The sequence below is a fragment of the Scopulibacillus daqui genome, assembly GCF_016908855.1.
Taxonomy (GTDB): Bacteria; Bacillota; Bacilli; order Bacillales; family Sporolactobacillaceae; genus Scopulibacillus_A; species Scopulibacillus_A daqui.
This window is the reverse complement of record NZ_JAFBER010000007.1, coordinates 15,068-41,495: the sequence shown is the minus strand read 5'-3', so window position 1 is coordinate 41,495 and position 26,428 is coordinate 15,068. Positions and strand designations below refer to the sequence as shown.

General features: G+C 41.7%; 23 protein-coding genes. 13 read left to right on the top strand and 10 right to left on the bottom strand.

Features of this window, described 5'->3' with window-relative positions:
* Positions 1–59: 59 nt before the first annotated feature.
* On the bottom strand, positions 60–200 hold the full coding sequence (locus JOD45_RS07045) for a hypothetical protein (protein ID WP_205003291.1): 141 nt from the start codon (positions 198–200) through the stop codon (positions 60–62).
* Between the two features lie 59 nt (positions 201–259).
* On the opposite strand from JOD45_RS07045, the gene JOD45_RS07040 reads away from it, so the two are divergent.
* From JOD45_RS07040 to JOD45_RS07030, 3 genes are read left to right on the top strand one after another with little or no spacing between them, the layout of a single operon-like run.
* Positions 260–847, top strand: coding sequence for an ECF transporter S component (locus JOD45_RS07040; protein ID WP_338056040.1), 588 nt, complete (start codon positions 260–262; stop codon positions 845–847).
* Entirely contained in the window at positions 831–2,282 is a 1,452-nt protein-coding gene (locus JOD45_RS07035) for an ABC transporter ATP-binding protein (RefSeq protein WP_205003168.1), read from the top strand. The genes JOD45_RS07040 and JOD45_RS07035 overlap by 17 nt, the downstream gene beginning before the upstream one ends.
* Positions 2,283–2,314: 32 nt before the next feature.
* Positions 2,315–3,100, top strand: a complete 786-nt coding sequence (locus JOD45_RS07030) for an energy-coupling factor transporter transmembrane component T family protein (protein ID WP_239549135.1) — start codon at positions 2,315–2,317, stop codon at positions 3,098–3,100.
* Between the two features lie 224 nt (positions 3,101–3,324).
* On the opposite strand, the gene JOD45_RS16945 is transcribed toward JOD45_RS07030, so the two are convergent.
* Positions 3,325–3,411 (bottom strand): putative holin-like toxin, encoded by an 87-nt coding sequence (locus JOD45_RS16945; RefSeq protein ID WP_380898122.1) that lies wholly within the window; start codon positions 3,409–3,411, stop codon positions 3,325–3,327.
* A 496-nt stretch (positions 3,412–3,907) separates the two neighbouring features.
* Here JOD45_RS16945 and phnX point away from each other — a divergent pair, with 496 nt between their 5' ends.
* Positions 3,908–4,729 (top strand): phosphonoacetaldehyde hydrolase, encoded by an 822-nt coding sequence (gene phnX / locus JOD45_RS07025; RefSeq protein ID WP_205003167.1) that lies wholly within the window; start codon positions 3,908–3,910, stop codon positions 4,727–4,729.
* Between the two features lie 346 nt (positions 4,730–5,075).
* Here phnX and JOD45_RS07020 read toward each other — a convergent pair whose 3' ends face one another.
* Positions 5,076–6,152 carry a DUF3900 domain-containing protein gene (locus JOD45_RS07020; protein WP_205003166.1) on the bottom strand — a complete coding sequence of 359 codons (1,077 nt, stop codon included), beginning with the start codon at positions 6,150–6,152 and terminating at the stop codon, positions 5,076–5,078.
* A 218-nt stretch (positions 6,153–6,370) separates the two neighbouring features.
* On the opposite strand from JOD45_RS07020, the gene JOD45_RS07015 reads away from it, so the two are divergent.
* Together JOD45_RS07015 and selB are read left to right on the top strand one after the other, a co-directional pair.
* A complete protein-coding gene (locus tag JOD45_RS07015) occupies positions 6,371–6,577 on the top strand; it encodes a hypothetical protein (protein WP_205003165.1) in 207 nt (68 codons plus the stop codon).
* Between the two features lie 74 nt (positions 6,578–6,651).
* A complete protein-coding gene (gene selB / locus JOD45_RS07010; protein ID WP_205003164.1) occupies positions 6,652–8,565 on the top strand; it encodes a selenocysteine-specific translation elongation factor in 1,914 nt (637 codons plus the stop codon).
* Positions 8,566–8,713: 148 nt separating this feature from the next.
* Here the strand turns inward: selB and selD are convergent, their stop codons facing one another.
* Positions 8,714–9,760, bottom strand: coding sequence for a selenide, water dikinase SelD (gene selD, locus JOD45_RS07005; protein WP_205003163.1), 1,047 nt, complete (start codon positions 9,758–9,760; stop codon positions 8,714–8,716).
* Positions 9,761–9,894: 134 nt separating this feature from the next.
* Here selD and selA point away from each other — a divergent pair, with 134 nt between their 5' ends.
* Both selA and acnA read left to right on the top strand, forming a co-directional pair.
* Entirely contained in the window at positions 9,895–11,301 is a 1,407-nt protein-coding gene (gene selA / locus JOD45_RS07000; RefSeq protein WP_205003162.1) for an L-seryl-tRNA(Sec) selenium transferase, read from the top strand.
* 96 nt (positions 11,302–11,397) lie between these two features.
* Entirely contained in the window at positions 11,398–14,133 is a 2,736-nt protein-coding gene (gene acnA, locus JOD45_RS06995) for an aconitate hydratase AcnA (protein WP_205003161.1), read from the top strand.
* A gap of 40 nt (positions 14,134–14,173) precedes the next feature.
* Here the strand turns inward: acnA and JOD45_RS06990 are convergent, their stop codons facing one another.
* Complete coding sequence (locus JOD45_RS06990) at positions 14,174–15,394, bottom strand: MFS transporter (protein ID WP_205003160.1); 1,221 nt, start codon at positions 15,392–15,394, stop codon at positions 14,174–14,176.
* 151 nt (positions 15,395–15,545) lie between these two features.
* Here JOD45_RS06990 and JOD45_RS06985 point away from each other — a divergent pair, with 151 nt between their 5' ends.
* A complete protein-coding gene (locus JOD45_RS06985) occupies positions 15,546–16,433 on the top strand; it encodes a LysR family transcriptional regulator (RefSeq protein WP_338056039.1) in 888 nt (295 codons plus the stop codon).
* A gap of 108 nt (positions 16,434–16,541) precedes the next feature.
* On the opposite strand, the gene JOD45_RS06980 is transcribed toward JOD45_RS06985, so the two are convergent.
* Both JOD45_RS06980 and uptA read right to left on the bottom strand, forming a co-directional pair.
* Positions 16,542–17,912: a dipeptidase gene (locus JOD45_RS06980; RefSeq protein WP_205003159.1), complete on the bottom strand. Its 1,371-nt coding sequence runs from the start codon at positions 17,910–17,912 to the stop codon at positions 16,542–16,544.
* An 82-nt stretch (positions 17,913–17,994) separates the two neighbouring features.
* Positions 17,995–18,591 (bottom strand): undecaprenyl phosphate transporter UptA, encoded by a 597-nt coding sequence (uptA, locus tag JOD45_RS06975; protein WP_205003158.1) that lies wholly within the window; start codon positions 18,589–18,591, stop codon positions 17,995–17,997.
* A 358-nt stretch (positions 18,592–18,949) separates the two neighbouring features.
* Here uptA and JOD45_RS06970 point away from each other — a divergent pair, with 358 nt between their 5' ends.
* Positions 18,950–20,137, top strand: a complete 1,188-nt coding sequence (locus tag JOD45_RS06970) for a CaiB/BaiF CoA transferase family protein (protein ID WP_205003281.1) — start codon at positions 18,950–18,952, stop codon at positions 20,135–20,137.
* A 12-nt stretch (positions 20,138–20,149) separates the two neighbouring features.
* On the top strand, positions 20,150–21,361 hold the full coding sequence (locus tag JOD45_RS06965) for an acyl-CoA dehydrogenase family protein (protein ID WP_205003157.1): 1,212 nt from the start codon (positions 20,150–20,152) through the stop codon (positions 21,359–21,361).
* A 31-nt stretch (positions 21,362–21,392) separates the two neighbouring features.
* On the opposite strand, the gene JOD45_RS06960 is transcribed toward JOD45_RS06965, so the two are convergent.
* From JOD45_RS06960 to JOD45_RS06950, 3 genes are all read right to left on the bottom strand, one after another.
* Positions 21,393–22,166, bottom strand: a complete 774-nt coding sequence (locus JOD45_RS06960; RefSeq protein WP_205003156.1) for an IclR family transcriptional regulator — start codon at positions 22,164–22,166, stop codon at positions 21,393–21,395.
* A 145-nt stretch (positions 22,167–22,311) separates the two neighbouring features.
* Positions 22,312–23,493 (bottom strand): saccharopine dehydrogenase family protein, encoded by a 1,182-nt coding sequence (locus tag JOD45_RS06955; protein WP_205003155.1) that lies wholly within the window; start codon positions 23,491–23,493, stop codon positions 22,312–22,314.
* Positions 23,494–23,560: 67 nt separating this feature from the next.
* Positions 23,561–25,057 (bottom strand): aldehyde dehydrogenase family protein, encoded by a 1,497-nt coding sequence (locus JOD45_RS06950; protein ID WP_205003154.1) that lies wholly within the window; start codon positions 25,055–25,057, stop codon positions 23,561–23,563.
* 330 nt (positions 25,058–25,387) lie between these two features.
* On the opposite strand from JOD45_RS06950, the gene JOD45_RS06945 reads away from it, so the two are divergent.
* Both JOD45_RS06945 and JOD45_RS06940 read left to right on the top strand, forming a co-directional pair.
* Positions 25,388–25,675, top strand: coding sequence for a hypothetical protein (locus tag JOD45_RS06945; protein WP_205003153.1), 288 nt, complete (start codon positions 25,388–25,390; stop codon positions 25,673–25,675).
* A 285-nt stretch (positions 25,676–25,960) separates the two neighbouring features.
* Positions 25,961–26,056, top strand: a complete 96-nt coding sequence (locus tag JOD45_RS06940) for a putative holin-like toxin (RefSeq protein WP_205003152.1) — start codon at positions 25,961–25,963, stop codon at positions 26,054–26,056.
* Positions 26,057–26,428: the final 372 nt, after the last annotated feature.

Here is a 26,428-nt window from a genome sequence, read left to right as displayed (position 1 = left end):
TATATGTTGACAGTCGTCTTTTTCATGCCGCTTTCTCATTAATTGAAAGCGGCATTTTTTTATGAGGTGCAGCATATGCGAAGGAAAGCATAATGACAAAGCGGCCTTATATCGTTTTCCAAGCCGGCTTTCTCAATCATTGCCTTTTGGCAAATTTTCGATGGAAGCTCTTCAAACCAAGACAGTATTGCTATTTTCACGAAAAGTCTGCCTCTTAGTTTCCTTAATTGGACGGAACAAATCGCGAGGAGGAAAATTCGTGAAAAATCATCGAAAGTTAAAGCTCACAGACATTTTGGTAACGATCGTTATCGCATTAGTATTTGGTTTAATTTATAAGCTGTGGGGTCCGGTATCCTACTTATTAAAACCATTGGGCTTTCAAATTGATCAGCTTATCTACGGAATGTGGTTTATGGCAGGACCGTTCGCTCTTTTGTTGATCAGAAAACCGGGTACAGCGCTCCTTGCTGAAACGGCGGCAGCTTTAGGAGAAGTATTATTTGCCGGTCAAGGCGGCGTGATTGATTTTTATTATGGATTTCTGCAGGGGCTGTTTGCTGAACTTGTTTTCTTAGTTTTTCGCTACAAGTCATTTAACTTCTCTGTTGCTGTTTTGTCTGGAATGGCGTCGGCGCTTGCATCTTTTATATTGGATTTAGGTTACGGCTATCTGTTTGAACTTGCCGGATGGAATCTTATTTTAAATATCATTTTCCGTTTTATTGGCGCAGGGCTGATTGCGGGGGCATTTAGTTATGTCCTTGTTAAAGCGCTGGAGTCGGCCGGAGTTGCGAATATCGTAAGACCTGTATCAAAGGATGATTATGATGTCCTTAACCAATAGCCAATACGGAGTCACTCGTTTGCGCTTAGCTTTTCCAAAGCAAAAAGAGATGCAATTTAAGGATCTTACCTTTCATTATCAAAAGGGCGAGAAAATATTAATGCTCGGTCCATCAGGATGCGGAAAATCAACATTAATGCAGGTGTTATGCGGTCTTGTCCCGGAGCATATTGAATATCCTGTGAAAGCCGATGAAATTAAGATTCCAGAAAAATGGGGCTATGTCTTTCAAGATCCTGATTCACAATTCTGTATGACTTGCGTTGACGAAGAAATTGCTTTTGTTCTTGAAAATCTTCAAGTTCCGCGTGAAAAAATGCCTGACATTATTCATCAAAAGTTAAAAGAAGCAGGGCTTCACCTTGACGACATTCATACGCCTATTAACCAATTGTCGGGAGGGATGAAGCAGCGGCTGGCGACGGCTTCCGCATTAGCTTTGGATCCCGATGCGCTGTTTCTGGATGAGCCGACAGCCATGCTTGACCCAGAAGGAACAGAAGGTTTATGGGAAATGCTTAAAGATGCGGCCGCTGATAAAACAGTGATTATTGTTGAGCATAAAATTGATCATGTTGTTAATTTTGTTGACCGGGTGGTTTTATTTAATGACGACGGAGACATGATAGCTGACGGCACGGTTAATGATATTTTTAAAAATTATCAACATAAATTGATTGAATATGGGATTTGGTACCCGGGTGTCTGGCAAAATGAGTTTGGCAATAAACCAGAAGCGGCCGATATTTTTGAAGGACAGCCGTTGATTGAGATTGAAGATTTTACTGTATACCGCAAGAAAACGCCAAAAGTCCATGTTAACAAACTCTTAGTCGCATCAGGCGAATGGATTACGATTATTGGGCGAAACGGAGCCGGGAAGAGTACGCTTCTCGAAGGGATGATGGGGTTATTGCCTTGCACCGGCAAGTGCAAGAACCTTTCAGATGAAACAGACCCGGCGTTTGTTTTTCAAAATCCAGAATTTCAATTTGTGACCGACAAGGTGATTGATGAACTGCAGTATGGACTGGTCATAAAGAAAGTGGGGCAATCCATCATTAATGAAAAAGTGAATCAAGCGCTTCACCAATTCTCGCTTGCACCGCATATCCGCCAACACCCGTTTCAATTGTCGGTTGGACAAAAAAGACGGCTAAGTGTTGCCTGCTCGCTGCTTGAAAATCCAAAAATAGTTTTACTGGATGAGCCGACATTTGGCCAAGATGCAAAGAATACCTTCGCTCTGCTTGAGCATTTTGAAAAATTAAGACAAACCGGTGCGGCTGTTATCATGGTGACGCACGAAATGGAAATCGTCCAACGCTTTGCCACTCGAGTTCTGGAGATTGAAGACGGCAAACTAAAGAAAGATTTTCTGACAGCACGCGGGCATTTGCTGTTAAATAAAAACGAAGCCGGCATGGTTTATTGAGGAAAGCGAAAAAAAGGGGATGAATAAAAAAATTGTTAACCTATCACACATGGCTTTCTAAGGTTAATCCATCATTTAAATTTCTAATTATCGCCGTTTTATTTATTGCTTTATTAACGGTTCATAATCTTAATACAATGATTTGGATAACAGGCTTATTTTTTATTTTATACTTAGTATTTAATGGTTTTAATATTAAATTATCTTCTTGGATGCTGCTATTAGCATTAATATTGGCGGTTTTAAGCTCGACAACCATGATCTTTTTTGGCCAAGGCACACATATTTTATTCAAGTGGCATTTTCTTGTAATTTCTAAAGAAAGTCTGGCCAGAGGATGTCATATCGGGCTGCGGACATTTCTATTCAGTATATTAAGCCTTATATTTGTTTCAACAACAAAGCCTGTCTTATTTTTTTATTCACTGATGCAGCAGCTGAAGTTGCCGCCTAAATTTGCTTATGGATTTTTAGCGGCGTTTCGGATTTTGCCGATGATGTATGAAGAGTTTCATATTATAAGAGCCGCAATGAAAGTACGCGGCATAGAAAAAAACAAGGGGCCAAAAGGACAATATCATAAGATCAAACGCTATGCCATCACACTTTTGGCGCAGTCAATCAGACGCGCTCAAAGAACGGCTGTTGCCATGGAAGCCAAACGCTTCTCACTTGCGAAGAATCGAACCTACTATTATAAGACTGGGGTAAGCAGTTATGATCTTATTTTCCTTTTAACAATGTCAATGATTGTGATGCTTGCTTTTGTTTTATCTTCAACCCTTCCGTTAACTCCTTTTACAAACGTTATCGAATAAAGAACATTTGCCGATAGGAAGCCGCAAGACCCAGATGCTTTAATCAGAGGCCGTCTTTTTCTATTGTGCTGAAACGGCAGCGTAAATGATAAAAAAAAAGGATGCTGTTCATTGCCGGACAGCATCTTTCAGTTTAGGGGAAGTTTATAGTGCATTAATTGATATATAGAGTCATTAATTTTAGTAAGTGCATGGTTTCTAAATACAAAAGCGGGTTAAAGTCTCTATTTATTAGGGTTATTGCTCTTAAGGACAGCGATTACCAGCATGCCAAAGTTAATCATTAACATCAACGACTCATAGATACTCATCTAACACCGCCTCCTTAGCATTATGTTGAACAAAATCTAACTTGTCCTATACGGTGTTTTTTAAAATTATTCATGAAATATTTTTTTGTTTAAAATGACCGATGAGAGAGAGGGTTAAAGGTGAGGAAGCAGAGTGATTGACACCGCGAATAGTCTGAATTATCATAATTGGGGAGCCGTTCCATAAAGGCTTTTAAGTCTCATAGAGCAGGAAAAGTTTGCAGGGCAGCCATTAATGAACTGTTTGCCCTTTTGATTTTGAAAAAAATGCAGGAGATTTTAATGAAAAGAGGACATAAGACTCGTGAAACGATCAAATGATCCGCGCGCAGACTTCATAAAGATTGATGCGAGACTGACAGTTATAAATGCAAGGCTGCGATATCGCCAAAGGCGGCTGAATGATTCCAGCAATCGGCCAAATTAATAATGAAACTTTATGCCGCCCGCTGATTGAATACTTTTTAAAACCTGTGTAAAGAGGAGGTCTGCTTCGATGAATGCTCAAGCGCCCAAATATGTAAAAGCCGTCTTCATGGATTGGGCAGGGACGATAGTCGATTATGGCTGTTTTTCTCCCGTTGATGTTTTTATTGAAGTTTTTAGAAGAAAAGGCATTGAGGTGACACCTGAAGAAGCACGCGAACCAATGGGACTTCAAAAATGGGACCATATTAAAGAAATGTGCAAAATAGACCGAATCGCAAATCTTTGGAAACAAAAGTATGGCAGAATGCCTCATGACAAAGATGTCGATGAGCTTTACGCCGATTTTGAGCCTTTGCTTATTTCAATATTGCCAAAATACAGCAAGCCAATTCCCGGCTCTGTCGAATTGGTTGAACGTCTAAGGAAAATGGGACTCAAAATTGGTTCAACGACAGGTTTTACCCGCAAAATGATGGAGGTCGTTGCTCCTGTCGCCAAAAAACACGGCTGCTCTCCTGATTTGATCGTTACGTCCGATGAAATGCCCGCAGGCCGGCCGTATCCATGGATGATCTTTCAAAATGCCATGACCTTGGGGGTATATCCATTGAAGCATACGATTAAAGTCGGCGATTCAATCAGCGACATTAAAGAAGGCAAAAATGCAGGCACCTGGACTGTCGGTGTCATAAAGGGCGGCAACGAACTAGGAATGACCGAGCAAGAGATTAATCAGTGCGATCCTGATATTTTAGCAGATAAAATGGAAGCCGTTGAAAAAAAGTTTAAAGAAGCCGGCGCAAACTATGTTATAGAAAGCATCGGCCAATTAGACGAAATTATCCCGAAAATAGACGATAGAATCTCTCAGTTGGAAGGCGATGTTTAGAAGAACAATAGATATTTCTTCATCTGGGTTGGCGAGGCAGCACTTGAAGATAAAGTCAAGCCGGCAGCAGTTAAAGAAATAATGTGTTAGGTAAAATTCTCGTTACGATAATAATTTTATGTAAACTTATTAAAATGAATAGGATAGCTTTATTCATGGGCGCACCTTTTCAGAAGGACTATTATTGCAAATTGCCTATGCTTATGAAACAATCTCACCATGAAAGAATATTGTTCCGATAAAATAAGAAAGATAGGAAAAGAGGCAGGGGCTAACAAGCGGAAACACCCCTATAAGTTCAACTAAATTCAGCGGGGGAACAAAACCGCCCGCTGAGCTAAGTACTTTATAGTTTGCTAGTGTTATTTTTTGACTTTATTTTCTCGATAACTTTCTGTAAATCATCAGGCTTATGAAATTCAATCGGCGAAAAGCCTTTTTCAAAATGCACTGCTTCCGCTTCAACAAGGAGGATATATCGGCCATTAGATTTAGCTAAATGTATCGATTCGCCAAAGTCGGAAAGCAGTCCTTTAAGAAAGATATGATCGAGTTTCAGCTTCAACTCCAAATCGGGTGTGTGCTCGACAATTTGCCCTGCTGCTTCTACGACTTGTTCCGTACTGAAGCGCTCTTGCAGCTCGCGTTTCGGGCTTTGCGCCCACGTTTCCATTGCTTCTTCGATTTGTCCCCGCTCTTCGCTGTCCTCTTCGTATGATTCTATGATGTGTTCACGCACCATGTCCATCACTTGTGTTTTTACAATTTCGGGCATAGATTTTTCAAACTCAACGAATTTAAGGAAATCCTCAAAATAACGGGCGTGCGAAGCTTGGTGTATTTTCAGTTCACCTTCCTCAACCATGCCGTCTTCCGGCATGAAAGGATACTGAATAGACTTCATATTTTTTGTAGTAATGGCCATTTCCAAGTTGCGGATAAGGGACGTTTCATCGGCGATTGAAGCCACTTTCGGTTCGAAATCGCACTTCATAATAAAAACGAACGGATCATCGAAATATTTTCGCAGCTTTGCTGAAGCAACAAGAAATACACCGCCGCGTACCGCGCTTGTGTCGGTATAAGCAGAAACAAACTGCTCGCTCAATGCTTTAAATTCATCTTGATTATCGGCAAAGCGGATCCGGTGAAAGAGATTATAGTTCGGGTTGGTATCTAGACCGTGGCCAGGTTCTACAATGAACTGGCCAATTTTTGTCGGGACTTGTTCAGACTTCGGGTGGCGTTCGACTTTCCGTTTCGCGATTTTTGTCAGCTCTCCATCTAGAAAGTCTTTCAGCGCGCTGCTTTCATAGCTTTCCGTATCTAATGTTTGAAAGTGTTTATAATGTTTATTGACCTGTTCGCCTTGACCCTCAACATAAACAACGTAAAAAGATAAGAAATTTATCACAAAATCCATGATGTTCACCTTGTTTCATTTCATTAACTCTACCAGTATAGAAAGACAAGCTGATTCCGTCAATTCATTTGGGGAATTTCATTTTTTTATTGTCACAAGATTTATAAATGATATATTCAAACTAAGAGGAACAGCGAAAACGGGGGAAGTACGTTGAATAAAATCATAGACGCACATATTCATTTTAAGACCAATATTCACAACAACAGATTTCTTATATGATTAATGAAAACAGCCAATACGGCGTAAAAGCGATGATTGCGGTCGGCGAGGCGGGCTTGCCTTATTATATGCGTCAAAAAAAGAAGGTAGATCTTGCGCCTTATATTGAGTTATTGGAACTTTTCATCCAGAAAGCATCAGATGTCTATAAAATCATTTGGGATAATACTTGCCGTTTCTATCAACTGCCGGATATCGGGTGAACTTATTCAACTCACTCGATTTATAGTGAATTTGGCTTTATGCCCCAAACAATAAAATAGAAGGGAGCAGCATCATGAATTCACATATCACGATCGGGCTTGCGGGCCACATTGATCATGGGAAAACCGCCTTAACAAAGGCTTTAACGAACATCGATACGGACCGTTTAAAGGAAGAAAAAGAACGGCGGATTTCTATTGAAAATGGATTTGCTTATCTAGATTTGGATGAACATCATCGTGCTGCTGTTATTGATGTGCCCGGCCATGAAAAATTTATTCGTCAAATGATCGCAGGTGTCGCAGGCATTGATATGGTTCTTATCGTGATCGCGGCCGATGAAGGCGTCATGCCGCAAACAAAAGAACATATTGACATTTTAACGTTACTTGGGCTGAAAGAAGCTTTTGTTATTTTAACGAAAGTGAATTTGGCAGATGAAGAATGGCTTGATCTCGTTGAAAGTGAAGTGAAACAGGATCTTTCTGAAACGCCATTTGCCGGGGCGCCTATTTTTAAAGTCGATAGTTTATCTCATGAAGGGATAGATGGATTAAGGCAGGCGGTTATCGAAAAGTGCAACAAAATAAAGCCAAAGAATACGAACGAGCCTTTTCGATTGCCTATCGATGATGTTTTTACGTTACGAGGATTCGGCACGATTGCCAGAGGCACCATTTTTAACGGCAGCATACAGCAAGGAGAAGAAATCATTCTTTTGCCAAAAGGGAAAAAGACAAAAGCAAGAAGCATTCAAGTCTATTATAAAGATAAAGAGAAAGCTTTCGCAGGGCAAAGGGCAGCCATTAATCTGCTCGGCGTGTCCCGTGATGAAGTGAGAAGGGGAGATGTTCTTGTTTCTGATAGGAAAGTATACATACCGACAGATCGGATAGATGTCGATATCCAAACGGCAAAGGGTATAAACCATCCTATCAAACAGAGAATGCCGATTGTTTGTCATACAGGAACGGCCGCTGTTATGGGAAGGATTATCCTGTTTGACCGGAATAAAGTCAATGGGGGAGAACGATTTTACGCGCAATTGCAATTGGATAAGCCGATTGTTGCCAAAAAAGGCGATCGTTTTATTTTGAGAAGACCAACACCAGCCGAGACAATCGGCGGCGGAATCGTCATTGATGTGCAAGTTTCAAAGCATCGATTTGGCGAGCAAACGGTCAGGAAACTCGAACAAAAAGCAAAAGGGTCGCCGGAAGATTTAGTGATGCAAGCGCTCTATGAACATACAATGCTTGATAAGAAAGAACTCATTAAAGCGACCGGGTTACCTCATGATATATGCCATAAAGTCATTCAAAATTTTATCGAACAAAGTATCGCCGTACCGCTGGATCAGGAACATTTTGCATGCCAAATCATGATTGAGGCCATAAAAAAACAACTTCTGCAAAGCTTGGAACGTTACCATGATCAATTTCCAATGAGATTAGGCCGGCCCAAAGCTGAATGGCTTAAAACGGTTTCCGCTCCAGATGCCATCATTCAGAAAGCTTTCCAGCAATTAAAAGATCAACATCTAATTATGGCGGACGGTCCGGTGATTCGGCGGGCTGAATTTGTCCCTCATTTGCCAAAGGCGTGGCAGACCCGAATGAATAATGCTGTTCTTAAGCTAAAAGAACAAGGATTAAAAGTTGAGGCATGGGTAGACATTTGTAAAAACCAAGAAATTCCTGATCATTACCACATTGAGTTAAGACAATTTTTGCTGAACACAGGACAAGCGGTACTGCTTGATGATCAGCATATCGCAGATTGCGGCAAGTTTATGAATCAGGTGCAAAAGTTAAAGGATCATACAAATGAACAATTTACGGTTCAAGAGGCAAAAGAGATTTTAGGGCTGACGCGAAAATATTTAATGCCTTTTCTCGAATGCTGCGACTTGAAAGGCTTGACGAAACGGGAAGACAACAGCAGAAAATGGCTGATTAAAAGTCTGGATCATTTAATTATTTCTTAAGAAATTAAAAAACTCGGTGTATGCGAGTTTCTTTGTTTTCAGAACAATATCCCGCCAGCATTGGTGATGATCCGGCGCAGTTAAGATAGGTTAACAGTATGAGCGGTGCGGCTGTGCCTAAGGAGACTGGGCGCAGCCGCGTTTTCCTTTAAAAAACCTTTATGACCTTGTCAGAATGTTGATGAACGTTGCCAATGACAGCGGCTTCTGTTATGCCTGCCTTGTGCAGATCCCTCACATATCGTTCGGCTTCGTGATTAGGCAAGCTGACAAGCAGTCCGCCGGAAGTGACCGCATCGGCCAAGATGAACGGCCAATGCTCGGCAATAGACTGATGAAACGCAATATTTGGGGTCAGCCAACGTAAATTCTTTCGGGTTCCCCCTGGAATCATGCCGTCTTTCGCCAAGGCTTCAGTCCCGGCCAAGACAGGGACATGATCCTTATTGATAGTCATTGTGACGCGGCTGCCTGATGCCATCTCATAGGCATGTCCTAATAACCCAAAGCCTGTGACATCTGTTACGGCATGAGGATGATACTTCTTCAACAGTTCAGCTGCCGTTTTGTTAAGTTCAGCCATCACTTGGCTAACTTTATCAATTGCTTCGTCAGTCATATGATCGTGTTTTATCGCAGTTGTTTGAATGCCGGCACCGATCGGCTTAGTCAGAACGAGTGCGTCGCCTGCTTTAGCGCCGACATTTTTATAATATTTATCCGGATGAACCACTCCGGTGACTGCAAGACCGAACTTAGGTTCTTGATCATCAATAGAATGCCCTCCGACCGTTACTGCCCCAGCTTCCGCGGCTTTATTTGCGGCGCCTTTTAATATTTCGCTCAGCATATCGGGGCCAAGCGCTTCCATAGGATATCCGACTATGTTTAACACTGTCTTCGGCGTTCCGCCCATTGCATAGATATCGCTTAGCGCATTGGCTGCCGCGATTTGCCCGAACATATACGGGTCATCAACAACCGGTGTAAAATAGTCAATGGTTTGAATAAGAGCAAGGTCATCAGTTAATTTATAAACACCGCCGTCATCAGATGTATCTGTTCCGACAAGCAGGTTTGGATCTTCTTTTTGCGCTGGTAATTGACGCAAAACTTGCGCCAAGTCCTCAGGACCTAATTTGCAGCCTCAGCCGCCTTTGGAAGACATTTTAGTCAGTCTTTTTAAGTCGGTCATGTCCGTTCCTCCTATTCTAAGGCTGCGATTAGAGTTAAGTGCTCTAAAATCTAACTTTAATCGCTAACCCGCTTTTATTTGTTTATAATACAATAATAACAAACAATATATAAATACATGAAACAGAGGTCTCTATGGATAATAAGTTTCGTTATTTACCGTCTATCAAAGCAATACAAGACAGCAGCCAATACCGTTTGTTTTTGAGCCGAGGCATCAGCGGAAAATATTTAACGATGTTGGCTCGAGAAGCTGTTAACGAAGTAAGAGAACAGCTGATGAAACGAACAACAGGAACAAGCGAAAAAGAAATTTATCGAGAAGTCTATCAAAAATTCACAAGCAAAGCTTCGCTGCTTATCAAAACACCTTTACGGAAAGTAATCAATGGAACAGGCGTTATTTTACATACGAATTTGGGCCGGGCGCGGTTAAGTGAACGTGCGGCTGAAGAAGTCTTTTCAGCGGCGACAAACTATACAAATCTTGAGTTAGATTTAAAGACTGGCGAACGGGGCAGCCGCCATGATCATACTGAATGGCTGCTGAGGAAGTTAACCGGGGCGGAAGCAGCGCTGGTTGTCAACAACAATGCTGCGGCTGTTTATTTTATTTTGCGGGCGTTTGCCAAGAATAAAGAAGTCATTGTCTCCCGAGGAGAACTCGTTGAAATCGGCGGTTCTTTTCGCGTGTCATCAATTATGGAAGAGAGTGACGCCAAGCTTGTTGAAGTAGGAACAACGAATAAAACGCACACAGAAGATATTGAACAAGCGATAACCAATGATACAGCAATGGTTTTAAAGGTTCATCGCAGCAACTTTAACATCACAGGATTTACCTCATCGGTGTCCAGAAAAAGTTTGGCAAGCATCGCTAAGCGGCATGGCATTATTTTTTATGAGGATCTTGGCAGCGGTGCCTTTTTTGATTTTCATCAATACGGCATCGGCAATGAGCCTGTTGCGGCAAATGTTTTAAAGGACGGGCCGGATATCATATCGTGCAGCGGGGATAAGCTGTTTGGCGGTCCGCAAGCGGGAATCATATTAGGCAAGAAGGCTTTAATCGACCGGTTAAAAAAACATCAGCTGATGAGAACATTTCGTGTTGATAAAATGACGCTCGCGGCTCTCAGCGCAACCATTCAGTCCTATTTCTTGGACGAACACAGCTATGATCAAAACCCGACGCTGAACCGGATCATGGAGAAGCGTTCATCGGTAAAAAAACGCGCGCAAAGGCTTCTCGAACATTTGGAAGGGGTTTCCGGCTTGACAGTTCGTTTGGTATCGCTTCGTTCGCCTATAGGCGGCGGAACAATGCCTGATGTTGATTTAGAAAGTTACGGTGTTGCCATTAAGCATCGGAAGCTTGCAGCTCACAGCCTCGCCTGTGAATTAAGAAAAGGCGAGCCTGCTGTTATTGGCCGTATCCAGGACGAGGACTTGATCATTGATTGTCGAACGGTGGCCGATAATGAATGCGTCGAGATTCTAAACGCAGTTCAAAATATAAGTTACGCTTATGACGAATCATAACCTCATTGAATTTTACTTATGTATTATTTTGATTTATGATAGATATGTAAGTTTTTCTACGATTTTGTGAAAACCGTCGGAAAAGGAGTGAGTGGGATGCCAACTTCTACAAAAGACCAAGCGAAGCAAGATATCTATAAAGCTCGCGATACGTTTTCTGTAAACGGAAAAACGTATAATTACTATAAGTTGGACGCATTAAAACAATTTGGCGATATTGAAAGACTCCCTTATTCAATTAAGGTTTTGCTAGAGTCTGTGCTGCGCCAATATGATGGAAAAGTCATTAAGAAGGAACATGTTGAAAATTTGGCAAAATGGGGAACAGAGGAACTAAATAAAGAGATAGACGTTCCTTTTAACCCTTCGCGCATTATCCTCCAAGACTTTACCGGGGTGCCGGTTGTTGTTGACTTGGCTTCACTGAGAAAAGCGATGGCGGATATGGGCGGCGACCCTGATAAGATTAATCCCGAAAAACCGGTGGATCTTGTTGTTGACCACTCTGTCCAAGTTGACCGCTTCGGTTCAAATGAAGCTTTAAAATATAACATGGAAAAAGAATTCGAACGAAATATCGAACGCTATAAATTCTTAAAGTGGGCGCAAAAATCATTTGAAAATTATCGCGCTGTTCCGCCTGCAACAGGTATCGTTCACCAAGTTAACCTTGAGTACTTAGCTTCTGTTGTCCACGCTAATGAAGAAGGAAACGGCGAATATATTGCATTTCCTGATACATTAGTAGGTACGGATTCTCATACGACTATGATTAATGGACTTGGCGTTCTCGGCTGGGGCGTCGGCGGCATAGAAGCTGAAGCCGGCATGCTGGGACAGCCGTCATACTTCCCGGTTCCAGAAGTTATCGGCGTTAAGCTGACTGGAGAACTGCCTAACGGTACGACTGCAACTGACCTGGCGCTTAAAGTGACTCAAGTTCTTCGTGCCGAAAGCGTTGTAGGCAAGTTCGTGGAATTCTTTGGTCCAGGCATGGCGCAAATGTCTCTTGCTGACCGCGCGACTATTTCTAACATGTCGCCTGAAAACGGTGCCACAGCAACATTCTTCCCTGTTGATGAAGAAACGCTGAATTATTTGCGTCTGACAGGCAGAAGCGAAGAGCAAGTCAAGCTTGTTGAAGCTTATTGCAAAGCAAATGGTTTATTCTATACGCCTGATGCTAAGGATCCTAGATTTACCAAAGTGATTGAACTTGATCTTTCAACTGTTGAGCCTTCATTATCCGGTCCGAAGCGTCCGCAAGACCTCATTCCGCTTTCTGAAATGAAAGAAGAATTCAATAAGGCTCTTGTCAGAGAAGCAGGCAATCATGGATTCGGCTTAGGCGAAGACGAAATTAAAAAAGAAGTATCCGTCAAGTATCCTGACGGCAAAGAAGTGTCTCTTAAGACGGGTGCTGTTGTTATCGCAGCAATTACAAGCTGTACAAATACTTCCAACCCAAGCGTTATGCTCGGTGCCGGTCTTGTAGCCAAAAAAGCAGTCGAAAAAGGTTTGAAAGTGCCGAGTTACGTGAAAACAAGCTTAGCTCCCGGTTCAAAAGTTGTTACAGATTATTTAGATGATGCCGGATTGACCCCATATTTGAATGAGCTTGGATTTAATACAGTCGGTTATGGCTGTACAACATGCATCGGTAACTCCGGACCGCTTCCTGAAGAAGTTGAAAAAGCCATTGCTGAAGGGGATATGACCGTTGCTTCCGTGTTGTCCGGCAACCGCAACTTTGAAGGGCGCATCCATCCGTTGGTTAGAGCCAACTATCTGGCTTCACCGCCGTTAGTTGTTGCGTACGCTCTAGCCGGTTCAGTGAACTTTGATTTGCAAAACGATTCCTTTGGCAAAGATAAAGACGGCAATGATGTTTACTTTAAAGATATTTGGCCAACAGCTGAAGAAATAGAAGAAGTCATGACCAAGTCAGTGAGTCCAGAAATGTTTAAGAAAGAATACGCACGTGTATTCGAAGAAAATAAACGCTGGAATGACATTGATACAAGCGAAGGAAAACTTTATGATTTTGATGAAAACTCAACATACATTCAAAATCCGCCGTTCTTTGAAAATCTTTCAGCCGAACCGGATAAAATTGAACAGCTGAAAGGCTTGCGCGTTGTAGGCAAGTTCGGCGACTCTGTGACAACTGACCATATTTCGCCAGCAGGTGCGATTGCTAAAAACAGCCCGGCAGGCAAGTACCTCATCGAAAAAGGCGTCAAGCCTGCAGACTTCAACTCATACGGTTCCCGCCGCGGCAACCATGAAGTCATGATGAGAGGCACCTTTGCTAACGTCCGTATCAGAAACCAAATTGCACCGGGAACAGAGGGCGGTTTCACAACTTATTGGCCTACGGGCGAAGTGATGCCAATGTACGATGCATGCATGAAGTACAAAGAAGACGGCACAGGCCTTGTTGTTCTCGCCGGCAAAGATTACGGCATGGGCAGTTCCCGCGACTGGGCTGCAAAAGGCACGAACCTTCTAGGCATTAAGACAGTTATCGCGGAAAGCTATGAAAGAATTCACCGCAGCAACCTTGTCATGATGGGAGTCCTTCCGCTTCAATTTAAAGAAGGGGAAAACGCTGATAAGCTTGGTTTAACTGGCAAAGAAACGATCACAGTTGATATTGATGAAAACGTTAAACCTCAGCAGCTCCTTAAAGTGACTGCTGCTGACGAAAACGGCAAAACAACTAACTTTGAAGTGATCGCCCGTTTCGACAGCGAGGTAGAAATTGACTACTATCGAAACGGCGGTATCCTTCAAATGGTGCTTAGAAGAAAATTACAAGAAAATGCTTAATACAAAAGCTGCCGAGATCATCTCGGCAGCTTTTTTGGAATTACTGTGCTTGACGATAACAGTCATGTCTCTTGGCTTCTTTTTTCTCAAATGCATAACTGATGACAGTAAGGACCAATGACAGGACAATCAGACTGCTGATTAATCCCGCAATGCCTCCCCAGCCGAAACGGCTCCAGAAGCAGCCGCCCAATGTGCCTATTAAACTTGATCCTGTGTAATAGAATAATAAATATAATGATGACGCCTGTGATTTATTTTCTTTAACCCTATCGCCAACCCATCCGCTGGCAACGGAATGACAGCCAAAGAAGCCAAAGGTAAACACAGCCAAACCCATTATTTTTATAAATAAGTTTGCGAATAAAGTCAGTAATACTCCAGCCAACATGATCACGGCAGATATTATGATCACCTTTGCGCGCCCTTTTGTATCTGCCATGTGACCCATCCATGTTGAGCTGACTGTTCCCATCATGTAGACAATAAATAATGAACCAATAACAGACTGGCTTAATGAATAAGGTTTTTCCGATAACAGATAGCCAATATAATTAAACATAGTAACGAAGCCGCCCATTAATGAGAAACCAATCCCAAAAATGCAAAGTATGCCGGGATTTTTAAGTTGACTGCCAAGAGAATGGAAGAAAGACCTTACAGATACTTGTTTAGGTACAAAGTGACGGGAATCAGGGAGCAGCCTCCAAAACAAAAGGCTGATGATCAAACTGGTTATTCCAATAAATATAAAAGCAGTTTGCCAAGAGAAGAAATCAGTGACAGCGCCGACAGCGATACGTCCATACATACCGCCTATCGATGTCCCGCTAACATAAAGCCCCATCACATGACCAAGCGTCTTCGGATGGTATTCTTCATTGACATATGTCATTGCTATTGAAGGGACTCCTGCTGCCACAATACCCAGCAGTCCGCGCAATATGAGCAAGACCGCAAAATTAGGGCTGAAGGCTGTGACTAAAGTAAATATCGATGCCAGCGCCATAGAAAATATCATGATATGCTTTCTGCCTATGGCATCGGATGCTTCAGCGGCCAGCAGCATACAAAGAGCCAGGGCGCCGGTTGTAAGAGAAAGGCTAAGACTGGCCGCAGACGGTGATATACCGAAATGCTTAGAAAAAATCGGCATTAAAGGCTGGGTCGTATAAAGGATCGAAAAAGTGACAAACCCGCCGAAGAATAAAGCAAGGTTTGCCTGCCAATATTGTGTTGTTCCGCGTTCAATATAAGTCAATTCATTTCACCTTTTCTTAAATAGAGTTCCCAGTTTTTATGGTATTCCTATCTTATCAATAAGTCCAATTTATCATTTGCATTGATTTGATGTCTTTCAGTTATAATTAAAACATCGTCCAGCATGTCAAACGGAAAGGGAGAGATGTATCGTGGAATGGTATCAATTGGAGTATTTTAAAACAGCCGCTGAGTTAGAACACATGACAAAAGCAGCTGACAAATTATCAATTTCGCAGCCGGCGCTAAGCCGGGCGATTTCAAAATTAGAAATGGAACTTGGCGCTCCGCTTTTTGACAGGCAGGGGCGTTCAATTAAGCTGAATCGCTATGGCCGGTTGTTCCGAAAAAAAGTTGAAAAGGCAATGAATGTGATATTAGAAGGGAAGCAAGAAGTAAAAGATATGGTTTCTCCTGATAAAGGGGAGGTATCCATCGGTTTTTTGCACACCCTTGGAAATGAATTAATTCCTGAACTTGTGGCGGTTTATCGCAAACAATATCCGCAAATCCGTTTTCAACTATTTCAAAACGGCCCTGAAATTTTACTTCGCCAATTGCTGAATGGGGAGGTTGATCTTTGTCTGACGTCTCCGCCTATTTATCATCCGGATATCCACTGGGATCATTTGTTGCTAGAATCTCTTTATATTTGTGTGCCTCGAAGCCGTCCATATGCTGATCAACAATCAATTTCATTATTAGACCTGCAAGAGGAAGATTTTATATGTATGAAAAAAGGGTATAGTTTGCGAACTATTTTTGATAATATTACTGAAAAATCAGAATTTAAACCTGAAATTGTTTTTGAAGGTGAAGAAGTTTCGACATTGGCCGGACTCGTAGCCGCCGGTCTTGGGATCACAATGATTCCACAAACAAAAGACATAGACCCAAACCGCATGTCGCTGCTTGAAATAAATGATTTCACGTGCCATAGAAAAATTGGGCTGGCTTCCAGAAAATCAAAATATATTTCTCCTGCGGTAGAAGGGTTTAAAGCATTTGTCATCAATTATTGCCGGGAACTTAAACAATAACATTTATTTTAAATTTTAAACATGAACCAACGAAATAGTATAGGTTTTTAAATGATTAGAAAAAAGCAAGCTGTTGACATATCGCCAACAGCTTTATGCTTTATATAGTTACTCCGCCTGTTCAAGTTCAAAAAGGAAATCGACAAGTGCCATCAGCCCTTTGTCAAAGTTTTCAAGATGAAAATGTTCATTAGGCGCGTGGAAATTTTCCTCATCCAGTCCGAATCCCATAAGAACAGCAGGCAGGCCGAGCTTTGTATGGAAAGTCTCTACAATCGGAACAGATCCGCCCATACGTGCATATGTAGGGTCAACATGATAAGCTGCTTTTAAAGCTTTGCCCGCAGCTTTAATGGCCGGGTGATCATATGGTGTGATAAACGGTTTGGCTTGGTCAAAAAGGGTTGTTTCAACGGTAACGCCGGCCGGCAGATGTTTATGAATATGTTTAATGATTAGATCGGCAATCTCTTTAGGATCTTGATCCGGTACGAGACGGCAGGTGATTTTAGCGTGCGCTTCTGAAGGAATGACTGTTTTAATCCCTTCGCCTTGGAAGCCGCCGTAAATACCATTAATCTCTAATGTCGGCCGTCCCCAAGTCCGCGCAATCGATGAGTAGCCTTCTTCACCATACAGCTCTTTAACACCAAGCTGCTCTTTCAATTTTTCATCGTTTGATAATGCTTCATAGGTTTTTAATTCTTCTTCTGTTAAGGGCCGGACGCGGTCGTAGAATCCTTCGACAGTAACTTGTCCTTTTTCATTGTGCATGGTCGCCAACAGTTCAACAAGGGCGTGAATTGAATTTTGCACAGCACCTCCGAATATTCCCGAGTGAAGATCGCCTTTCGTTCCCTTTAAATCAATCTGAAGCCCGCATAACCCCCTAAGTCCGTAACAGACAGACGGCTTTCCTTTGCCAAGCATACTTGTATCGGAAACGAGCAATACATCTGCTGCTAACAGATCATGGTTTTTATCTACAAATAAATCGAGATTTGGACTGCCGATTTCTTCCTCGCCTTCAATACAGAATTTTACATTGACAGGAAGTTCGCCTCTTGTCTTGAGAATGGCTTCAATCATTTTAATGTGCATAAACACTTGTCCTTTGTCGTCGCTTGCGCCGCGGGCATAGATTTTTTCATCGCGGATGGTCGGCTCAAACGGCGGCGTCTCCCAAAGTTCTAATGGATCAACAGGCTGAACATCATAGTGCCCGTAGATGAGCACAGTCGGCTTTCCTTCAGCTTTCAGCCAGTCGCCATAGACGACGGGGTGGCGTTCAGTTTCCATCACTTTAACGTTTTCAACACCAGCTTCTTTTAATGCCTTTGCCAGCCAATCCGCGGCATTCTTGACATCTTCCTTATGTTCGGAGAGTGAGCTGATGCTTGGGATTGATAAAAATTCTTTCATTTGTTCTAATTGTGCATGTCGATTGTCTTGCAAGTATTTTTTGACATCTTCATTCATCTTACAGCGCCTCCTTACAAGTTTATTGTATATAGAAAACCAGACATTCGCAAAGCATTGTATGCGGAATGTCTGGTCTTTTTTACGGTTTAAATTTTCGCTGTCTGAACTTGACAAGAACGAATAAAATAAACACTGCGATAATGAAAATGCCTATGACGTCAACGTATGGAGCGGTAATATCTTTAATCTTATCCCAGTTCTGACCCAGCTTTTCACCGAGGTATATAAATAATATAGACCAAGGGATGATAGCTAAGATTGTAAAGAATGTAAACTTATTAAGGGACATTTTCGAAATGCCGGCCGGGATTGAAATGGCATGGCGGACAACAGGAACAAAACGAGCAAAAAATATGACGCCGACACCGTACTTGTCAAACCACATTTCTGATAAATCCAGATGTTTCTTATGTATTAATAAGTATTTACCGTATTTCTCAAGGATTGGCCGGCCGCCGTAATACCCAAGCCAATATAAGAAAATCTGTGCAATAACACCGCCGATAGTTCCAGCAATGACAACGCCGGCAAAATTAAGATGGCCGACTGAAACCATGAATCCGCCGTAGGCTAATACGAGTTCACTCGGAATAATTTCAATCATCAAGGCTAAAGCTACACCGAGGTAGCCGAGGCTGATGATGTAATTTAACAATTCCATCACTATTTCTTTCATATCAAGTTACCTACTTTTCATTTAATGTTTGCTTTTGCAAATGTCCTATAAACCATTTCCATTATAACGGAACTTATCTATTCTATAAATATGACAAGCTCATAAAAGAAATGCTCAAAAGGAAAAGTAATAATATTGACACAAAGAACATAAAGTGTTAAAATTTAATAAAAATAATGAATTTAAACATTGCACTGAAAGATCTGAATGTGATGCCTGCCAGTGTCACCAGCTCAGGTCATGATGCCAGTGACTGCGCATTCGACAATAATGCCGGTAACTGGCATTTTTCAATTTGAAACAGATTCAAGGCATACTTGATCCATTTTATGAATACGGCATAAAGGAGGCGGTTCGTTTGCATGGCCCGTTATCAGGCGTTCGTGTCGTTGATTTGACTAGGGTATTAGCCGGCCCCTATTGTACCATGATTCTGGGCGATATGGGCGCTGAAGTGATCAAAATTGAAGCCCCGGGCGGCAACGATGATACAAGAGGGTGGGGGCCTCCCTATGTAAAAGGGGAAAGCGCCTACTATTTATGCACAAACCGGAATAAAAAAGCAATGACACTCAATTTGAAATCTGAAAAGGGCAAGGACATTTTAAAAAAAATCATTAAACAAAGCGATATATTAATTCATAACTTTAAAACAGGGACCATGGAAAAATGGGGACTTGACTATGAATCTCTTAAATATGATCATCCCGAATTGATTTATTGTCATATCAGCGGTTTTGGCGAAACAGGGCCATTAAGGCACCTTGCCGGATATGACTTTGCCATTCAAGCGATGAGCGGTTTGATGAGCATTACAGGTTCCGAGGAATCAGGTCCGATGAAAGTCGGTGTCGCTATTACCGACGTCCTCACGGGGTTGTACGCCAACATTGGCATACAGTCCGCCTTATTGGAAAGGGAAAAATCAGGTCTCGGCCAAGCCATCGATATCTCTTTATATGACGCAGCGATCAGCAGTCTCGTTAATGCCGCCAGCAACTATTTAGTATCAGGAAAAGTTCCTGAAAGATTAGGAAACTATCATCCTAATATCACACCGTACCAAACTTTTAAAGTCAAAGATGGAGAAATGGTAGTGGCCGTCGGCAATGACCGCCAGTTCCAAATGTTTGCTGATTGCATTAATGCCCCTGAACTTAAGGAGGATCCAAGGTTTATCACTAATTCCGACCGCATGTCTCATCGGGAAGAGTTAGAAGCATTAATCCATGAAAAACTGATGCAGGATGATACAGATAAGTGGATTCATTTATTCAGAGAAAAGGGGATTCCCTGCGCGCCAATTCAAAATATTGATGAAGTTTTTAATGATCGGCACGTCATGGCGCGCGAGATGGTCATCGAAATGGATCATACAAACGGCGAAAAAATTTCAATGGTCGGAAGCCCGCTGAAAATGTCGAGAACTAAAGTTTCATATGAACTCCCGCCGCCAATGGTGGGGGAACATACGGATGAAATTTTGCAGCAATTAGGCATATCTGAAGAAGAATGCCAAGTTCTAAAAGATCAAAAAATTATATAGGAGTTGATTTAAATGGATTTTAAATTCTCTGAAGAACAAGAAATGTTAAGAAAAATGGTCCGGCAATTTGTTGATAAAGAAATTATACCTTACATAGGTGAATGGGATGCGAATGGCCATGTTGACACAAATATTTTCAAAAGATTGGCTGAATTGAATTTAATGGGAGTGTGTATCCCTGAAGAATACGGCGGCAGCGGCATGGACTACAACTCTTTGGCAATTGTTTGCGAGGAACTTGAAAGAGGCGACACTGCCTTCCGAACAGCTGTATCCGTTCATACGGGATTAAATAGCATGACGCTCCTGCAATGGGGCAATGAACAGCAAAAACAAAAATATTTGGTGCCGCAGGCAAAGGGTGAGAAGCTCGCAGCCTTTGGTCTGACGGAGCCGAATGCAGGATCAGACGTTAAAGCGATGCGGACAACTGCTGTTCGTGACGGCGATGATTACATACTAAACGGCGAAAAAACATGGATTTCTCTTTGTGACCTTGCCGATCATTTCATTGTCTTTGCTTATACAGATAAAGAAAAAGTTCATAAAGGGATTTCGGCGTTTATTGTTGAACGCACGATGCCGGGCTTCTCGTCAAAAGCGATAAAGGGGAAACTGGGTATTCGCGCAGGCAATACTGGACAGATTTTCTTTGACAATGTCAGGGTTCCTAAAGAAAACCTATTAGGGGAAGAAGGGGAAGGTTTTAAAATTGCCATGTCGGCTCTTGACAACGGCCGATTTACTGTAGCGGCAGGCGCTTGCGGCATCATCATGGCTTGTCTTGAAGCAAGTGTTGAGTATTGTCATGAGCGGAAAACCTTTGGTGAAGAAATCGGCAAACACCAACTTGTCCAACAAATGATTGCTAATATGGAAGCGAAGCTGCAAATGGCGCGTTTACTTGTCTACCGTGCCGGAGAACTGAAAAATGAAGGTGTCCGCAATACAAGGGAAACGTCTCTTGCCAAATGGCAGGCATGCAATTTTGCTAATGAATCGGCTAATGATGCTGTTCAAATCCATGGCGCTTACGGCTACTCGAATGAATACCCAGTAGAGAGACATTTGCGAAATTCAAAAGCGCCGGTGATTTACGAAGGAACTAGGGAAATTCATACGATTATGCAAGCGGAATATGTTCTCGGATACCGTAAAGATAAGCCGCTTCGGAAAATGCTTCCAAAATGGCCGTTCAGCGAACAGTATGAAAAACTAAAATAAATGATCTTTGAAACAAGAGAGGAGACATAGCTTATATGTCTTCTCTCTTTTTATACCCTAAATCTTTTGAAATGGCTTGAGCGGTCTTTTTGGTTTCTTCTTGAATTTGCTGCCCTCGTTCCCCGAAAAAACGAATTGTCGGTCCGCTGACTGCAAGCGAAGCGCAAACTTGACCGGTATGATCCCGCACCGGGTAAGAAATGCCGATGGTTTCCGCATCTTGCTCACCGTAACTGACAGCATAACCATTCTGTAAAATACCGGCGATTTCTTTTTTGATTTCGGATTTTGCAGCCATAGAAAATGGTTCAGAGACATTGGAAAAATGCGAAGTTTGCAGGTAATCTTCAATAAAATCTTGTCCTTGATAAGCCAGCAGCAATTTAGGACCGGAACCAATATGGAGGGGGGAACGTTTGCCGATTCTCGTATGAAGCCGAAGCGTTTGATTGCTTTCTACTTTTTCAATATAAACACCTTCGAATTGATCAATGATGACGAGGTGGACGACTTCGTTTATTTTTTGGCACAGAGCCTCCATATGAGGGTAAGCGATTTTTCTTGTTTCAAGCTGTTCGCTGACAATATTTCCAAGTTCCAATAGTTTTAGGCCCAGCGTATAGCGGATATCGTGTTCGGAATACTTTTGCTTATGAAGAACGCCGCGCGACTCTAAAGCGCTGATCAATCGATATGCTGTAGGCTTCGGCATATCTAGTTTTTTTGAAATGTCGCTGAGGGTCATATCATGCTGTTTGATAAATAAATCTAAAATATCAAGTGCTTTAAGGACACTTTGATTCATAATGTGATGTCCTTTCTGAAATAACTGTACCGTATTAAAAATAAATGATCGATTGGCAAGCTTTGTGAGATGAAGGCATTTATAAAAGACACCTCACCAAGCAAGCCTTGGTGAGGAGAAAGCGAATAATAGAGCGATCCTATAATTAATTTGAAGCGGTGACTTGTGCTACTGATGTTCTTTCAACAGATTCTTTAATCATGACACCGCGTTTTTTCATTTCTTCAATATAATAGTCGCCAGGTACAATTTGTTCAGGCGGATAAACGCCTTTTTTGGTAATTGTGCCGTTAGCAATCATTTGAGCAACAACAGAAATCGTATAAGCTGTTGACCGCGCCATAGCTGTTACATGATTAATTTTATCATTAAATGTTGTCATTTCATATGAATAAGTGTGTTGTTCGCCGTCCTTTGTACCTGAGACAATGACACGAAGCAGAACAACATCATCTTTGTCCTTAAGATCGACAATAGGATCAAGGACTTTAAGCATAACTTCTCGAGGTTTGACTTTTGTTCCGTTCACTTCAACTTCATAATCGCGTCTAGTTAAATTAAGGTCAACAAGCAGCTGGAATTTTTCAGCATGACCCGGATAACGGATGGTTTTATATTCAAGGTTTTTTAGATCAGAGTAGCTTTGTGAAAGCGTGGAAGTTCCGCCCGCTGTATGGAAAGCCTCTAATGGTCCGAATTGTTCGAAATAAACGGTTTCAATTTCAGAAAGAGAAGGAACGAACATTTTCTTTCCGTCACGAATGACGAGAGATTCATCAGTATAATGGTCAAAGACGCCTTCCATTGAGAAAACATGATTATATTCAAACGGCGGTTCAGGCCTTACTGGAATGCCGCCGACCAAAATTTTTATAGATTCAGCTTTATCAAGCTTGCTGACGCCGTAACCGGATAAAATATTGATCATTCCCGGGGCAACGCCTAAGTCAGGAATAAGGGTTACGCCGGCTTCTTGGGCATTATTGTTTAATGCTAATACTTTATCTGTTGCATGTCCGATGTGACCGCCAAGATCGCATAAATTTACACCAACCTTAACAGCTGTCTTTGCGACTGTTTCATTAAATGTATAAAATAAAGCATTAATAACGACATCGAAATCCTTCATAAAATTCGCTAATTGTTCTTCATCTTTGGCATTAATGTAAGCAGAAGAAATTTTCGGACTGTTAAGCGTTTGAACGACGCCATCAGCTTTTTGCTGATCAACATCAGCAATAATGACTTGATCGACACCGCTGGAATTAACAAGATCACGAGCCGCTTCTTTACCCATTAAACCTGCACCTAATACAGCAACCTTCATGATTGATTCCTCCCCGCATTATTTTAGAGTGATTGATATAGATTTTTAGGAAAACCTCATTTTTTCTTTAATTATTATCAATTTGCGCTCTTTGCAAGCTGCCGCTGTAATCTACATAAACAGCGCGCCATTCAGTAAATACGTCTAAAGCGGCTGTTCCGGAATCCCTGTGGCCGTTGCCTGTATGCTTCGTTCCGCCGAAAGGCAAATGAATTTCAGCACCGGTCGTTCCGGCATTAATATAAACAATGCCTGTATCAAGATCGCGCATGGCAGTAAAAGTGTTATTCGTGTCATTGGTGAAAATGGCGCTTGATAGGCCATAATTCGTTTCATTATTGATTTCAATGGCTTCTTCTAAGCTGGATACAGGAATTAAGGAGAGCACAGGGCCGAAAATTTCTTCTTTGGCGATTCTCATATTTCGATTAACATCGGTGAAGAGGGTCGGTTCATAATAGTGCCCTTTAGATAATTCGCCTTTATCAGCGATCCGGCCGCCGCAAAGAAGTGTTGCGCCTTCTTGTTTGCCGATTTGCACATATTCATCGATCTGTTGCAGTGCGCGCTTTGAAATGACAGGTCCGACATCTATATCTTCATTAAGGCCGTTGCCTAATTTGAGCTCCCCAATTCTTTTGACCAAAAGAGACTCCAGCTTTTCTTTGATGCCTTCATGAACAATGAGGCGGCTGCAAGCTGTACAACGTTGTCCGGAAGTGCCGAAAGCGCTCCAAACAATGCCGTCAACAGCCAAATCAAGATCGGCATCGTCCATGACAATAATGGCGTTTTTACCGCCCATTTCAAGGGAAACGCGCTTTAATAACTCACTGGCCCGCCCGGATATTTTGCTTCCGGTTTCTGTAGAGCCTGTAAAGGAAATAATATCAATATCAGGATGTTCAACCATTGCTTGGCCGACAGTGCTGCCAGAACCGTATACAAGATTAACAACACCTTTCGGCAAATCTGCCTCTTCGAAAATTTTTGCAAATTCGTAAGCGAGAGCAGGTGTATCCGTTGCTGGTTTCCAGACTACTGTATTACCGCCGATAAGGGCAGGGAAGATCTTCCAGCTGGCGATAGCAATTGGAAAGTTCCAAGGCGTAATCAGACCAGCAACACCAACTGGTACACGCATGCTCATTGCATGTTTATTTGGAAGCTCGGAAGGCACCGTTTGGCCGAAGAGCCGGCGACCTTCTCCAGCCATATAATATGCCATGTCAATAGCCTCTTGGACCTCACCGCGGGCTTCGTCGATCACTTTTCCCATCTCTTGAGTTAAAAGCCGCGCCAGCATTTCTTTTTTTTGCTTTAATAAGTCGCCAATTCGAAATAGGTATTCTCCGCGAGCCGGAGCGGGAACCAATCTCCAGGTTTTTTGAGCTTTTTTTGCTGCTTTGACGGCATCGTCTATTTCCTTTTCAGATGATACGGTTACGAGACCAATCACCTCGCCATTAGCCGGATTAACATTTTCAACAGTTTCACCGCTTTTCGCCGGCTGCCATTTCCCATCAATAAAATTGAGGTATGCTGTTTTTGTTGATGTGACCATTGTAAAACCCTCCTTAAAAAGTAACCGTTTTCAATTAATTAAACTTTGTTTCAGAAAATGAAACATTGCACTGACAATTTCATTATATGACTTAGAAAAATGAGATTCAAGTATATTTACAAAATTCATAAAAATGATATAAATTCAGACAAAAAACGACGTTCAATGAATGTCCAGGTTCGATGTTTGCTTTATATGAAAGAAAACAGCAACGTTAAAATTAATGAAATGACTTTAGTCTTTAAAAAATACAGGAACAGTCGCAAATGTTAAAAGATGCGGCGTCTCGATTCGAACAAGCAGATCAGGAATGATTAAGAGGATAAAAGGATGACAAAGTCATTTGACGCTACGGAAACCCTTTGCCGATTAATTGCTTATAGAATAGATGAGGAGATTAGCGTTTTAAAAGAAACAGAAACTAAAATGAAACAAACTTATGGGCAGCTGAACGATTGTAAAGGACATTCCGCTGATAAAAGCAAGCAAAAACTCAACTCGGCATATTATGATATTCAGAAAAAGGCAAGCGAGCTGGAAGCACTTAAAGGGGAGTTGTATGCCAAACAACTTCAAGCAGACTTTCCGGCTGTTCATATAATTAATAAAAGTGAATAAAGAGTCTATATTTGGACTAATTTATTAATTGTGGAAATTTATTGTATTATAGTTAATTCGTGCTAGGGGATTGTTTTGAACAAAGTATATATACGCGGGGAAAAAATGCGTGTTAAAACTTATGAGGTAACTTACACCTTATCAAAACCATTTACTCCTACTATTGTCAAACCTCTATTACTATATTTTCCGACTTATTTTTATTTTATATGATATAATCTACATGTAGCATATCAATAGCAGGTGGAACGGGCAAAACCTCTGTGGAGAATGGAGGTAGGTCGTATGGATGGAATACAGATCGTACTTTCAACCGGGATATTCGTCGTTGCTCTCATCGGTCTAGTTGTTGACATCATAGATAAAACAACACGAAAATAATCCACCTGCCTATTGAACTTTTGCGAGTTTCGTACAGGTGGATTATATCCATAAATATCTACCGGACCACAGTGGTCGCGAAACCAATGTGATATGCTACATAAGTCGAGAGTAGCCGCTCTCGGCTTTTTTTACTTTATGTTTTCTAATTCATATTATACACAGAGATATAATATAAGGCAAGTTACGTTAAGTTAAGGTAACTTAGTGTAAATACAGATCTATATCATTTTAATGTGTGAAGCTGCTTATACGATATTTGTCATAAGCAATTAGGATTCACCAACAATAAAAGGAATATTTGGCCATAAATTATAGTCAAAATTTTACATTTTATAACAATGCATTCCATATCAAATGCATTCCATATCA